Here is a 13882-nt window from a genome sequence, read left to right on the forward strand (position 1 = left end):
TTATAAATGACGTGCGGCCGGCGCGTGCCTCCGAGCGCCCTATGGGCGCGAGTAGGGAGAGACCGAAGCGCCTCGCTGTCACCGGCGCATCGCGCCGGCTGCAAGCGAGAGCTTCGCTCTCGCCCTGCCGCGAGGACGAAGCACGGCGATGCAAGCACCACAGCGAAGCTCTCTCGTCATCGCCGGAAATCGGAAATTTCCGGCTAGCAGTCAGAATCCGACGGATTCTGACGACATCACGAGACGCCTTCGGCGTCTCGAACGACAGCGAGTCGCGCGAGTCGTCGCGGCTGGGGCTTTGGAGGCGTTCCCAGTGAGTAGACGGAGACTCACGAGATCCTCACTTACGCGTCCAATCGTCGGACCGCTTATTAGGCACCGGCCGAACCTCCCTGCGTGGACGAACTCGTCGTGAGCACAGATGTGCACGCCGACCCCGAAGACGTGTACGCGTTCCTGCTCGACTTCCCGCGGTACGCCAACTACTCGAAGTACCTTCGGGAAGTGCGGACACTGGAGGGCGAGGGCGGACCGGGTACCTGCTACGCGCTAACGTTCGCGTGGTGGAAGATCACCTACACGGCCCACTCGCGTGTGACCGGCGTCGAGCCACCCGAGCGGATCGACTGGGAGATCACGAAGGACATCGACGCCGGCGGGTGTTGGCGGGTGACACCGGCGGAGTCGGAGGGCGCCTCCGACCCCGCCGCCTCTGACAGCAACGACGCCAACGACGCCAACGACACCGACGACGATCTGACCGACCGACCGTGCAAGGTCGCGCTCGAAGTCGAGTTCGACCCCGGCTCAGCAAGCTCGGACGCGCTCGATCTCCCGATGCTCGTCTCGCTCGACTGGGTGGTGAAAAAGGCGATTCCCTTGATCAGAGGCGAGGCCGAGCGTGTCATCGAGCGCGCCGTGCGTGACCTCGAGGGGTCGAATCGCGACGTCGATCTCGACGTGTACGTCGATTCCGCGCGGATCTGAGCGCGTGTGGGAGTCAGTGTCGACGGTGTCGCCGAGTCGAAGGTCTTAATATATCCAGCGGGGAACGAATGAATGCGTACGAGGGCTCGTAGATCAGTGGTAGATCATCCCCCTGGCACGGGGAAGGCCCGGGGTTCAAATCCCCGCGAGTCCACTACCGTTTTGCGGCTGTGACCAGAGTTCTTCACTGCAAGGTAGGACTCTTCTAACAGCTAGATTCGAAACTTTTGGGCTAGACTCTTCGTTCTAAGTTCTCGTTTGTAGAGAAATGAGAAATTGTGAAATTGGGCCTTGTTTAGACGCTCCCGAGAACGTGGGCTAGTGTCTGTGTCGGCTGAACGATATCTGTCTATGAGAGCCTCTCTATTCGATTTTGCTCTTCAGATAGCGACCGTTCCGTCCGATCTACGTTGCGTCTAAACAAGGCCCACAGGGTGTATTCAGGGAGATTATTGCCAACGCTACACCGACGATCTTCTGTGTGAGGAACCCTCAGCGACCATCGGCAAGTTCATCCATAAACTCCTCGCAAACGAAAAAGCGGAGACGTTCGCAGCGAACATTGATCAAGCACTACAAACAGGGGTCGTCCAGGAATTGGAATACTCGTTGCCTATTGAGGGGAAGACCCGTACATTCGCCGGCTACATGGCTCATGGATGCGGATGTTGATGAGCCGCTCGCTATTCCCACTGTTCTTGTGCTCGGGATGGGCGATCGCGTACGTATATGTCGTCACGGACTTCCTGGAATGTATTTATAAGTTCCGCGACTGCATGGGTAATCGTCTCGAAGTACTCCTCGCCGAGTTCGGCAGTTGCATCGCTTGGATCTCCCCATACCCCCGTGTCACTGACTCGGTAAAATGCACCCTTTCCGATGGGGAGATGATCCAGTAACGCACCAGGATTCTCAATGTCTTCCGGCATATCTGGGTCATCGTACGGCGTTTCCGACAGGTCAACCAGCCCTTCGTTTATAGCCATAACTGCCGCTGTTTCACCGATATTTGCATGCCAGCCCGCGTCGAACGAGAGATAATCCTCCATGTCGTCGCTGCTTAATGCGTCCCAGTACGGGAATGCGTAGGCGTAGTGTTCTTCTGGCAGATCATGTGACGCTTGATTCGCTCCGACTTTTGCCGCCCAGTCGTTCGTCAGATGCCCTGAAATGAATACGATATCGGTGAACCCGCTCTCGGCTAATGAGTATGCCAGGTCTCGGACAACCGTTGCAAGTGTCCGGTAGGGGAGGTAGGTGATACCCTCATATCCGGCGTGCATATCTGAGGCCCCGTAGTTAATCGGCGGCCCGACGAGCGCATCCGTATCTTCAGCGATACGCTCGCAGATTTCGGTCGGTATCATTGAATCCGTCCCCATCGGTAGGTGTGGCCCATGCTGCTCGGTCGTTCCAACAGGGATTAGCGCAGTCGGCGTCTCACTACTGTCCAAATACGCCTCTACTTCCGGATGTCGTAGTTCGTCAAGCCTTCGTGAAACTGACATTGCAACTAACTATTATAATAATCAATAAATAAGTAATTTATTATCAGTATCTGAATACGAAGGCGAGTGAACACGGGACTCCAAATCGCACCGCAGGACGGGCATTTTTCCGTGTGATATCACAGTTGCTTCACCAGATTAGGCAAGAGCGACGCAAACATCAACGCTCAGAATAGACTAACCATCGAACTCGTTTAGATACAATTCCTTCCGCTCCAGCACGTTCGGGATCGTCCTTCGCGATACTCCAGAGTGGCGTGAAGCCTTTCGGTGGGACCAGTCTTCGTCCTCGACCGCGACGATCGCGTCGACGGCGCCGTCCTCGACGAGGTCCATCAGCTCACGGTAGCCGGCACGATCTGTGTCGGTCCCAGTCGACTTGTCGGCGAGGACGTGGTTGGCGTCGACGTCGAGGCCGAGATCGCGTGCGTAGTCGAGCAGGTTGTCGCGCTGTGTGTTGAGCTCCTGGTCGCGGATCGAGACCCTCGCGTAGACAGCTGCGTTTGCCATGCTCCTGCCCGCATGTCAGGTTGTATTAAAAATAGGGGGCTACTCGCCAGTTGGGCGAGAAGGATGTGCTTCTCGCCATATCTGAACGTCCGGCTCTCACCCAATTCCCGGATACCCCCTCTTACTCAACTTATCTTCCTGAAGAAATAAAGATGAGTAACAATACGAGAACGACGATCAAACCCAGTGGACCAACTAAAGCAGCGATAGTAGACCCAACTGAAGAACTGAGTTCCAGACATGCCTCAGCGAATGCTCCTGAATCATCACAACGCGCTGCGAATGGGGAGAGAATTCGGAGTCCGATCAGACCGACCACAGCTGCGATTATAAGGGAGAAAACAGCGCCGACAATGGCACCTGGTGAAATCTCGCCCTGACTATCCATGGGAACCTCTCATTACCGGGGTAATGAGCCTCCAGTGAAATATCTGCCTAGAATTAGCTGCGCATCAATATTCGACACTCCATCACTTGTCGGACACAGAAATACTAGTGGCTCTGTTTAAGTCCTCGATCGGTGATCGTTCGTAGATGCCCTGCTGGATACAGAGCGTGAGTGTGGTACAAACCGAGGTAGGTCTGCGGACGGGAGTGATCACCCAGTACAGGAGATGCATTTAGCAATACAGGACGACACCCAACCGCTTGGAATCGCTTTGGATGTTTTATGATTGCTCTCGCACTATCTCTCGACACGATTCGATGAATTCGATCAGGTCTCGACCGGCGTCTCGTGAAACACTGATGAGAATCGTTTCCGATTCAGAATACGGAATCTGAATCACGCACGCGTTCTCGTGATAGTCGATAAGGGCGCGTCGTTCCCCTACTGGTGTGCCTTCCAGTGCGGGCGATAGAAACGGATTTTCGAGGCGGAAAGTTTCTACAATCTCTGCGTAGGCCTCTTTTGAGTATTCCCGTTGAAGATCGTCTTTGAGATAGCGAATTTCGTGATCGTTATCGCGGACGATGACCACCGTTCGAAGACCGTCGCCAACCAAGTCATATACGTACTCTGTAAGTAGATCTGCAATCTCTTCGACCATGTGAATCGATCTTGGTACCGAGTTCAATAAGATTGCTTTTGTGTTAATATCGGTCTTCATCTGATTGTCCAATAGGTCCTGATGCTGAGACTTAGGAGGGAGATCTCGATGGAGAAGGCAGGCACGTTTACTGACCAGCCGATTCAGTACTAACCAACCAAAACAAACGAAGTCGTCGTACTGCACTCGTCCTCTGTATTCAGCAGGTTACCTATCCCGTTCAACACGGCCGCGGATCCGTATCGAACGTACGGCCACATACCCAGATCGACAAGCAATAAACGTTATTCTGATTTCTAAGTCCCGGGATTTTTGTTGTGTGGTCTTTAATTTGATCCCATAAAGATACCTTAATGAAATCACTCAATAGTTCAGATTTACTTTCTGACAAGGAGGCCCGAAATGAGCTCTATGACCTTTTACATCAAAGTCTCTCCAGGAAACAAGCCATAGAAAGGGTAGTCGAAATTGGAACGGGGTACCTCGATCTGGACCACGGTCACATCGCCAGTATCAACGAAGCCGAAAATCGGTGGGAAGTCATCGGATCAACGGACTCACCCGAAGGCCCGTATCCCGATGGCCTCACTTCGGAGTTGAGTGACTCATACTGCCGTCATACGTTTCAACAAACAGCACCACTCGCGTTACACGACGCTGGCAATCAGGGCTGGAGTGATGATCGCGCGTACCAGCTCCAGCAGCTTGAAACCTATCTCGGGATACGCATCGACGTGTTTGGTGAGTCATATGGGACGATCTGCTTCGTTGAATCAGAGGCGCGAGAGGAGCCATTCTCCGAGGAGGAACATATTTTCATTGAGCTGGCGGGTCAGATACTGAGTAAAGTACTCGAAGAAACCCACCATGAAAAGGACCTTGCCAACCGAGATCGTTTGATTTCGGTTCTCAATCGTGTGCTTCGTCACAATCTCCGGAATGATTTGAATGTCGTTCGTGGTTACGCACGACTGATCATAGAACAGACATCTGGAGACGAGGCTAGGTTAGCCTCAGTCATTGAATCGAAAACGACCGGACTGATTTCTCTCGCCGAAAAAGCGCGAACACTGGAGAATCTTACGCGATCTGTCCCAGTTTCACGGCCGGTGGACATTGTTCCAATGGTACGCAAGGCGGTGAGTGACGTTTGTGATAATAACCCCTCAGTCAACTGCTCGCTCGATACTCCAGAGCAGGCCATGTCGTTTGCGGCCCCACAACTATCGGATGCAATCTCGGAACTGCTAGAGAATGCGGCCAAACATGCAGGAGATGAACCGTCGATAGACGTGGTGGTTCATCAGGGATCTGATCACGTTACGGTGCAGATCGAGGATGACGGTCCCGGGCTGCCACCAAGTGAAAGTAGGATACTTTCCGGTGAAAATGAGCAGCCATTACTCCACGGAAATGGTCTTGGGCTTGCGCTTGTCTACTGGATAATTACCAACCTCGATGCCGAGATCGAAGTGGCAACAGCGCCTTCCGGAACGACCGTTGAAGTACATCTGCAACGGGCAGAATCGATTCAACGGGAGCACAGTAAATCAGGGGATACGGCCTGAATTAGAGCGTGTCTGTTAACTTGAACCTCTATCTTTAGCTCACCCTTCTTGTCAAGTGGAGGGGGTTCAGCTGGCTTGATCTCTCTCATTTTAAATTGAAGTGGCTACTCGCCTGGCGAGATGGACTTCTCGCCATATCTAGGCGACCAATATTCCTCAATTGTCTGTCATATAGATACTAGGGCTCTATTTATATCCTCGGTCGATGATTGTTCGTAGATACCCTTCTGCATACAACGCGCGTACCTCGCACAGAATTATCACCATATTCGACTCAGCGGATTGGTCAACACAGTCCGCTTAGTTATCCGGATCATCTGAACATGTCGCTCGGAACTCGAACCGTGCGCCGCCTTCCGTGCTGTCTGTAAGGGTAACGTCCCAGCTGTGAGCTTGGGCAATTCGTGAGACAATTGTGAGTCCGATACCGCTTCCGCTGTAGCCTGTCGTATAACCGTGATCAAACACGGTGTCACGTTCGTCAGGGGGAATACCGTCACCGGTATCTTCAACGTAGAACCCGTTTTCAAGCGGTCCGACCCGGACAGTCACGTCTGGGCCACCGTGCCCGACCGCATTCCGGAACAGATTTTCGAAGAGTGTCGTGATCTGGCTTGCGTCGCCAGTTACTGTGCACGGTTCCGTTGACAGGGTTGCTGACCGCGTGTCTATCAACTCCCATGCGTCGCGGGCCACCTCAGACACCGACACTAGTTCGTGGTTTTCGTCGGGGATGCCATAACGTGCGAGTGAGGTAAGATCGGTAATGAGCTCCTGAATGCGGGTGAGAGCCGTATCAATCGTTTCTAAACGGGATTCCTCACCGGTTTCCCGATATAATTCCAAGTTTCCGGACGCAACTGATAACGGATTGCGTAAATCGTGTGAGACCATACTGGCAAACTGTTCGAGCCGTTCGTTTTGGGCTTCTAACTCCGCTTCTCGCTCACGTAACTCCTGTTCGGTGGTGACCTGGGAGAGTGCAGTGGTAAGATGGGCGGTAAGTAGTTCACCAACGGTTACGTCTTGTGAATCGAACTTCGAGGGCGTTGGTGACCCGGCCATCAAGATACCATACTCACCCAGCGGGAGGTACAACTCGCTGCGAATCGGTGACTCCGGGTTGTAGATATCTGTGTCAGTCTGGATATCATCAATCGCTGTCGCGTTTCCATCCGCAAACACCCGCCACGCGATACTCTGTCCGTCACGAAACGTCGGGGGGTCACCGATGAGCTCCAGAACACCATCAGTGTATGCAACAGGTGCCAGTTCCTCGTTCTCCGCGTCGTACAGGTGAATCGCATTCGCCTGTAGATCCAAGATCTCATGAGCGGCGACAACCCCGAGTTCGGCTACTTCCTCGATCGTCTCAGCGGACAATAACCGTGGTATCTCTCGATTGAGTGCTTCGAGTTGCCGTTCTCGTTCTTTACGTTCGGTGATTTCTGTGGATACGCCGAACACGCCCTCCACTTCACCAGCAGCATCCAGCACAGGGACTTTCAATGAGAGATACGTTCGCTCGTCACCATCCACCGTGATTTGTTCTTCAGTCTCAATCGGTTCGCCTGTTTCGAGGACACGACGATCGTTCGCCTGGACGGTTTCGGCCATGTCCGGCGGGTGGATATCCGCATCGTACTGTCCGATGAGCTCCTCGGAGTCCACATTGAACAACCGCTCGTATTCGGCATTCACAAACACATATCGACCCTCAGTATCTTTCAGATACATCACTGCGGTCGTATTGTCGAGAATGAGATTGAGCCGACGCTCTGCCTCTTGGAGATCTGAGAGGACGTGTCGCCGATCAAGGTAGGCCGTGACGAGCTGTAGAACCGTGGTGATTAGCTCTCGTTCTTCGGGGAGAAACACATCACCATCGGTTTCTGACACTGAGTCGATCGTATAGCCAATTATAAGTGTGAGTTCATTACCGGCGGTGGTCACGTCTTGGACTGAGAGTTGGTGAACTGGTGGTTCGTACTCCGGAGAGGTGAACTCGGTCTCATCGATAGAGAGCGAAGCAACTGCCGCTTCTGTGAACTGGAGAGACTGTGAAAGGTACGTAACGACTTGCTGGAGTTGCCCTGCCAGCTGGCCGTCACTGTCGGTGAGTAGATCGCTGATCGTTTGAATTGCAGTGAGTTCTTTCACTCGTTCTCGCAGTTCGTGTTCCGTTCGGTACTGGGCAACTGCGTGACCGATGCGTGTGGCAAGCCGGTCGTACTGTTCTGAGCCTCGTTTCTGTAGGTAATCGGTCACTCCGGCAGAGATGGCTTCGCTGGCGATTTCTTCTGAGCCTTTCCCTGTAAAGAGGGTGTCATAGAATAGTTCTCATAGCGTGATGACGGTGCTTCCTGGATTGTCTCCGCGTTCGTCGTTGGTGATCGCAATAACGAGACGAAGGCACAGCGCGAGGAACACTTGTGCTCGTGCGTGGACGCGGCCTCGGGCGCGAACGTGCCCGAGGCCGCAGTCCTTGACGGCGTCGTTGGTTCGTTCGACTCCACTCCGGCGGTTGTACGTCTCGTCTAGCGTCGATTGCTTCAGCTGAACGTCCTCGCTGTGTTCGTCGATGCGGGCTTCGACCCTGTACTCGATGTCTTTCGGATCGTCGGTGTTTCGTGCGTTGTACGGAGCGACTGGCACGACCCCTGCGGCCAGCAGGTGGTCGTGCCAGCCGAGCGTGTCGTAGGCGCTGTCTCCAAGCATCCAGATCGGTTTCTCGACGGCGAGCGCGTCACACGTGACGCGCATCGCCGTCTCCTCTGGCGCTTGCTTGCTCTCGGTGAACTCCGCGGCAATCGGGATCTTTTGCCCGGTCGAGACGATCGTACAGCCGTAGCCGTGGTAGTACTCTTCGGCGGTTGGATCGTAGCCTTTCGACGCGTCTTGGTCGGCGGGCATCGTCCTCACGTCGGTGGAATCGATGGAGTAGGTCAAGTCGAGCAGGCCGCGGCAGGCGGCCTGCTCGACGAGGCGGTCGAAGACCTCGTCGACGACGTGTTCGAGGTCGGTGAGGAAGCGATCGACCGCGTCTCTCGACGGCGGTCGATCGAAGCCACAGCTGAGCCAGACGACCGTGTTCTGGAGTTCTCGCGTGACTGGACGGATGCCGTAGACGTTCTTGTAGTAGCAGTGCAGGAACGCTCGGAAGAGTGCTGGTGGGTGATGATCTCGTGTTCGCCCCCGGCGAGCGGGGGCGAACACATCGAATTCTTCGAGAAAGTCGAACTCAAGATGCTCGAACAACGCGAGCGTCTCGGTCGCCATTACATTGAAGAACTCGTCGATAGAAGTCTCCTCTTGCAGGATGCTGGCGCTCGTAGACACAGTTCCAACATCCTGCGTCTTCGTGTGTGACGCTTTCTATGACACCCTCTGTAAAGAGAATAAACGGCAATTCCGGGTGAGTTTCACGAACTGTGCGTAAGAACTCAAGTCCATTCTGGTCGGGCATCTCATAATCACTCACGATACACGTAATCGGTTCCGTCTCGATGAGTGTTCGCGCGTCGTGGATGCGTGTCGCAGTATGTATCGTCGCCGCAGGGAGCTTGCGTTGTAAAAAAGTGGTTGTAAGATCCAAGAAATCCGTGTCGTCATCGACACAGAGAAGATGCATAAAAAGAGTGTATCACACCCTTATCCAAATACTTTCTCAAAATACATTCTTTAGAGCCTTTGTACGGATACTATCAAGGTGCTACCGCCGATTCGGCTTACGAAGGTGTTCCTAAGATACGGCTCTGTTGAAATCCTTAGCACATCAGTTGGAACCTCTACTGTAGCTGGCAGATCTCGGGATGGTCAGTCCGCAGGCGGGTTCTATCGGCTGATTCAGGATTAATTTGGAGAAGTAACAAAACTCTTGTGCTGATTATATCCTCTATATCCAGCATGTCCTTCTTGTCAGGTAGAGGGGGGTTTAAGCCGGCTTGGTCTCTCCCATTTTAAATGGAAGCAGCTACTCGCCAGTCTGGCGAGATGGACCTGCTTCTCGCCATCGCTGAGATTAACACTCTCGGTAGAGTACTTCGCCGGCAGGACCGACTGCCCTACCAGGGGCACCATTCCACTAACGAAAAGATTTGACTTTACCAGTTCTATCCCCTTCTTTGCCGCCCAAACTACGAACCGAATGAGAGCCTGTACGAAAAATATCTTGAGACCGATCCTACCGATAGATATCGAGATCGCAGATATCTCTGGAAGATCGATCCCTTCGATACTGATAGACAGGAAGTCCGGTATTTTGTTGTAGTACGAATAAATCTTCTCAGCGATTGAAGGTCGCGTTAAGTTTGGCGTGAATTGTGATAGACGGCGACGGCTTCGAGCCAGTTTTGAGCTGTCTCTAGCGCGACATTGCTGAAACTATTTGTAAACGATGATGTACGTCATTCTATTTCCCAAAAGACACGTTCGATAGCATTCCGATTTCCATGTTGAATGATTTGAAATCGACACCCATCCTCAGCAAGAACTGGTCCAAGATAGTCTACGTCATCGACGAGAAATTTCACATCATCGAGCTGGTAGCGCCGGTGTAGCTCGGTCAGAAACCAGCGCGCTGTCTGTTTCGTTGCGGTCGGATAGAGGCTTACGTGAAAAATTTCGTTCGTATACGGATCAACCGCGCCGTACAGCCAGAATTGCTGACCGTGGAGACGGATCATCGTTTCGTCAACCGCGAGTTGATCCACAGAGACGGTCGAGATCGGCTGTCGATCGGCTTTATGAACCCAGTTGTGGATAGCGACGTGACTCCGATCTATTCCGTATTCCTCGAGAAATTTACTCACCTCGCATAGTGACATACCGGCCAAGTGACAGCGGATCCCTACTTCAATCGCACAGAGCGGCGTTCGATCTCGCTCCACAAACGACAAGTCAATCCACGCGATACCATCGTTGAGGCGGTCGAATTCTGACATAGACACTCAGAACTCGTCCGCCTCATCCTCTAACTTAACGCGACCGGGTAGGCACCACTAACCCTCTTGTGGCGTTACTCGTCGATCTCGTCGACCAGCTCGTCGGCGACGCCGACATAGCCCGCTGGAGTCAGCGCCTTGAGTTCTTCGCGGACGCCCTCGTCGACGTCGAGGTCGTCGAACAGATCGCGGAAGTCGTCGAGGGTAACGCGCTTCCCGCGGGTGAGATCCTTCACGCGCTCGTAGGCGTCCGTGTCGCCCTCGCGCCGGAGGATCGTCTGGACGGCCTCGCCGATCACCTCGGGCGTCGCCGCCAGCTCCTCGCGCATGACGGTCTCGTTCGGGACGACCGTCGCGAGCCCGTCGCCGGCCTTCGAGTAACCGATCAGGCAGTGCGCGAGGGCGGCGCCCATGTTGCGCTTGACCGTGGAGTCTGAGAGGTCGCGCTGAAGCCGCGAGGTCGTCACGTAGTCGGCGAGGAACGTGAGATCCGAGTTCGCCTTCGAGAGGTTCCCCTCGCTGTTCTCGAAGTCGATCGGGTTCACCTTGTGCGGCATCGTCGAGGAGCCGGTCTCCCCCTCGACGGTCCGCTGGCCGAGGTAGCGGTCGGAGACGTACAGCCACGCGTCCAGGTCCAGATCGAGGAGGATGTTGTTGACGCCCCGCAGCGCGTCGAACAGCGCCGCGAGGTCGTCGCAGGGGTTCACCTGCGTCGCGAGCGGCGTGTGTTCCAGATCAAGCCCGCGCACGAACGACTCGGCGAACGCCCGCCAGTCGACATCGGGGTAGGCCGCGTCGTGGGCGGCGTAGGTGCCCGAGGCGCCGGCGAGTTTGCCGGAGAGGTCGCCGTTCGCGACGACGACTCGGCCGAGCGCGCGGCCGAGCCGCGAAGCGTACACGGCCATCTCCTTGCCGAACGTCGTCGGCGTCGCAGGCTGACCGTGGGTGTGCGCCAGCATGGGCGTCCCGCGGTGCTCCTGCGCGAGGTCGACGAGCGCGTCCCGAACCTCGCGAATCGCGGGCACGATCGCCTCGCTCACGGCCTGCTTCACCAGAAGGCGTTGGGCGAGGTTGTTCACGTCCTCGCTCGTGAGCCCGAAGTGGATCCACGGGTACAGGGCCTCGCTGTCGGCAATCGTTCCGGAATCGTCCAACCCGTCCAATCGAACCCGCAGGAAGTACTCGACCGCCTTCACGTCGTGGTTGGTCGCGGCATACCCCTCGGCCCCCTCGACCTCCAGCGCCTTTATCAGGCGGGCGTCCTCGGCGGAGAACTCCTCGTAGACCGCGCGAAACGCCGCCTCGGCTTCCTCGTCCAGCGCGATCGGCGTCGCGTCGAGGGCTGCGAGTTCGATCAGATACTCGACCTCGACGCGGGTCCGGGCGCGCATGAGCGCGGCTTCGCTCGCATACGGCGACAGCGGTGCGGTCCGAGCGGCGTACCGCCCGTCGAGCGGTGACACCGCCGCGAGCGGGTCCGACCGCGATAGCCCTGCGATGTCGTCGTCGCCCGCCGGTTCGGAGTCGTCGGTCATGTCCGCGACTGCCGCCGGAGCGAGCAAAAGCGTGTCGATGAGAGTCGCACGGACGTGGATCCGTTTCCGCCCTCCATCCGGTTCTCGGGAGACATATATCCGCGAACGTGAATACACACCCGGACCGGACCGCAATCAATATACGCGATCGGTCGGACCCATCGTGTATGAAGATCGCCGGACTCGCGAGCAACCGGGGACGGAACCTCAGACACATCGCCGACGCCGCGCCGGGTGATGCGGAGCTGTCGGTCGTCCTGACCAACCGCGAACAGGCGCCCGTGCTGGAGGCCGCCACGGAACGCCGGATCCCGACCGAGGTCGTCGAGCGCGAAGACGGGGAGTCGCGCGAGGCCCACGAGCGACGGATCCTCGACCGACTCGCCGATTACGACTTCGATCTCGTCTGTCTGGACGGGTACATGCGCGTGCTCACCGACGAGTTCCTCGACGCAGCCCCAACGACGCTGAACGTCCACCCGTCGCTTCTCCCCGCGTTCCCCGGTACGGACGCCCACGAACAGGTGATCGACGCCGGCGTCCGCACCACCGGCTGTACCGTCCACGTCGTCACCGAGGCGGTCGACGCCGGCCCGATCGTCACGCAGGAGCCGGTACCCGTCTACGAGGGCGACGACGCCGAGGCGCTGAAAGGCCGAGTACTTCACGACGCCGAGTTCACGGCGTACCCGCGAGCAGTGCGGTGGTTCGCGGAGGACCGAGTGACGATCGAGCGCGGGGGCGACGACGACGCTCCCGTGAACGTGACCGTTGACGGCGACACCGGCGGCGACTTCCCCGAGCGGCGGTTCGTCTCCGAGGAGCGCGCCGACACGCTGCGGTACGGCGAGAACCCCCATCAGGACGCCGCGCTCTACGTCGACGACGGCTGCGAGGAGGCGAGTGTCGTCGGCGCCGATCAGCTGAACCCCGGCGCGAAGGGGATGGGGTACAACAACTACAACGACGCCGACGGCGCGTTGAACCTCGTCAAGGAGTTCGACGAGCCCGCCGCCGCCGTGATCAAGCACACGAACCCGGCCGGCTGCGCAACGAGCGACACGGTCGCTGACGCGTACGACCGCGCGCTCCGCACTGACGCGAAGTCTGCGTTCGGCGGTATTGTCGCGCTGAATCGCGAGTGCGACGCCGACACCGCCGACGCCATCGTCGACTCGTTCAAGGAGGTCGTCGTCGCGCCCGGCTACACCGACAGCGCGCTCGATGTGCTCCGGGAGAAGAAGAACCTCCGCGTGCTCGATGTCGGCCCCCTCGGTGAGGGTGATGAGCGCTTCTCCGAACGGTTCACGGAGAAGCCGGTCGTCGGCGGGCGGCTGGTTCAAGAACGGGACCGCCAGTCGCCGACCGCCGGCGACCTCGACGTGGTCACCGAGCGCGAGCCCACCGACGAACAGCTAGCAACGATGGTGTTCGCGTGGAAGACGCTCAAACACGTGAAATCGAACGGGATCTTGTTCGCGACCGGCACCGAAACGGTCGGCGTCGGGATGGGGCAGGTGTCTCGCGTCGACGCCGTCACGCTGGCGGCGATGAAGGCGGAGAAGGACGCCGAGGGGAAATCTGCAGAGGGCGCGGTGATGGCCTCGGACGCCTTCTTCCCGTTCCCGGACGCGATCGAAGAGGCGGCGGAGGCCGGGATCGAGGCCGTGATCCAGCCCGGCGGCTCGGTCAACGACGAGGACGTGATCGCCGCGGCCGACGAACACGACATGGCGATGGCGTTCACCGGCTCGCGCTGCTTCCGACACGACTGAGCCGTTC

10 protein-coding genes, 1 tRNA gene and 1 pseudogene are annotated in these 13882 nt (G+C 56.8%); 4 read left to right on the forward strand and 8 right to left on the reverse strand.

What is annotated here, in order from left to right:
• Positions 1 to 396: 396 nt before the first annotated feature.
• Together HLAC_RS04520 and HLAC_RS04525 are read left to right on the forward strand one after the other, a co-directional pair.
• Entirely contained in the window at positions 397 to 987 is a 591-nt protein-coding gene (locus HLAC_RS04520; protein WP_049933252.1) for an SRPBCC family protein, read from the forward strand.
• Between the two features lie 82 nt (positions 988 to 1069).
• Positions 1070 to 1141 (forward strand) — tRNA-Ala (locus tag HLAC_RS04525).
• A gap of 529 nt (positions 1142 to 1670) precedes the next feature.
• On the opposite strand, the gene HLAC_RS04530 is transcribed toward HLAC_RS04525, so the two are convergent.
• From HLAC_RS04530 to HLAC_RS04540, 3 genes are all read right to left on the reverse strand, one after another.
• The gene (locus HLAC_RS04530; RefSeq protein WP_015909663.1) at positions 1671 to 2495 is read right to left on the reverse strand and encodes a creatininase family protein; all 825 of its coding nucleotides are present in this window, start codon (positions 2493 to 2495) and stop codon (positions 1671 to 1673) included.
• A gap of 177 nt (positions 2496 to 2672) precedes the next feature.
• On the reverse strand, positions 2673 to 3005 hold the full coding sequence (locus HLAC_RS04535; RefSeq protein ID WP_015909664.1) for a recombinase family protein: 333 nt from the start codon (positions 3003 to 3005) through the stop codon (positions 2673 to 2675).
• 668 nt (positions 3006 to 3673) lie between these two features.
• On the reverse strand, positions 3674 to 4054 hold the full coding sequence (locus tag HLAC_RS04540) for a DUF7522 family protein (RefSeq protein WP_049933253.1): 381 nt from the start codon (positions 4052 to 4054) through the stop codon (positions 3674 to 3676).
• Between the two features lie 353 nt (positions 4055 to 4407).
• On the opposite strand from HLAC_RS04540, the gene HLAC_RS17705 reads away from it, so the two are divergent.
• Positions 4408 to 5622, forward strand: a complete 1215-nt coding sequence (locus tag HLAC_RS17705; RefSeq protein WP_015909667.1) for a GAF domain-containing sensor histidine kinase — start codon at positions 4408 to 4410, stop codon at positions 5620 to 5622.
• 300 nt (positions 5623 to 5922) lie between these two features.
• Here the strand turns inward: HLAC_RS17705 and HLAC_RS04545 are convergent, their stop codons facing one another.
• The 5 genes and pseudogenes from HLAC_RS04545 to purB form a co-directional block, all read right to left on the reverse strand.
• On the reverse strand, positions 5923 to 7890 hold the full coding sequence (locus HLAC_RS04545; RefSeq protein WP_015909668.1) for a PAS domain-containing protein: 1968 nt from the start codon (positions 7888 to 7890) through the stop codon (positions 5923 to 5925).
• A 72-nt stretch (positions 7891 to 7962) separates the two neighbouring features.
• Positions 7963 to 8901, reverse strand: a complete 939-nt coding sequence (locus HLAC_RS04550) for a transposase (protein ID WP_015911568.1) — start codon at positions 8899 to 8901, stop codon at positions 7963 to 7965.
• Complete coding sequence (locus HLAC_RS19495; protein ID WP_079892087.1) at positions 8864 to 9253, reverse strand: response regulator; 390 nt, start codon at positions 9251 to 9253, stop codon at positions 8864 to 8866. The genes HLAC_RS04550 and HLAC_RS19495 overlap by 38 nt, the downstream gene beginning before the upstream one ends.
• Positions 9254 to 9926: 673 nt before the next feature.
• A pseudogene (locus HLAC_RS04555) lies at positions 9927 to 10565 on the reverse strand (IS6 family transposase).
• Between the two features lie 74 nt (positions 10566 to 10639).
• Positions 10640 to 12100, reverse strand: coding sequence for an adenylosuccinate lyase (purB, locus tag HLAC_RS04560; RefSeq protein WP_015909671.1), 1461 nt, complete (start codon positions 12098 to 12100; stop codon positions 10640 to 10642).
• A gap of 167 nt (positions 12101 to 12267) precedes the next feature.
• Here purB and purN point away from each other — a divergent pair, with 167 nt between their 5' ends.
• Positions 12268 to 13875, forward strand: a complete 1608-nt coding sequence (purN, locus tag HLAC_RS04565) for a phosphoribosylglycinamide formyltransferase (RefSeq protein WP_015909672.1) — start codon at positions 12268 to 12270, stop codon at positions 13873 to 13875.
• Positions 13876 to 13882: the final 7 nt, after the last annotated feature.

It is taken from the genome of Halorubrum lacusprofundi ATCC 49239 (assembly GCF_000022205.1).
GTDB lineage: Archaea > Halobacteriota > Halobacteria > Halobacteriales > Haloferacaceae > Halorubrum > Halorubrum lacusprofundi.

Excerpts from the sequence above, each read along its gene's own strand:
- HLAC_RS04550 (WP_015911568.1), bottom strand. The coding sequence starts at position 8,901 with ATGGCGACCGAGACGCTCGCGTTGTTCGAGCATCTTGAGTTCGACTTT.
- HLAC_RS19495 (WP_079892087.1), bottom strand. The coding sequence starts at position 9,253 with ATGCATCTTCTCTGTGTCGATGACGACACGGATTTCTTGGATCTTACA.
- HLAC_RS17705 (WP_015909667.1), top strand. The coding sequence starts at position 4,408 with ATGAAATCACTCAATAGTTCAGATTTACTTTCTGACAAGGAGGCCCGA.
- HLAC_RS04530 (WP_015909663.1), bottom strand. The coding sequence starts at position 2,495 with ATGTCAGTTTCACGAAGGCTTGACGAACTACGACATCCGGAAGTAGAG.
- HLAC_RS04540 (WP_049933253.1), bottom strand. The coding sequence starts at position 4,054 with ATGGTCGAAGAGATTGCAGATCTACTTACAGAGTACGTATATGACTTG.
- purB (WP_015909671.1), bottom strand. The coding sequence starts at position 12,100 with ATGACCGACGACTCCGAACCGGCGGGCGACGACGACATCGCAGGGCTA.
- HLAC_RS04535 (WP_015909664.1), bottom strand. The coding sequence starts at position 3,005 with ATGGCAAACGCAGCTGTCTACGCGAGGGTCTCGATCCGCGACCAGGAG.
- purN (WP_015909672.1), top strand. The coding sequence starts at position 12,268 with ATGAAGATCGCCGGACTCGCGAGCAACCGGGGACGGAACCTCAGACAC.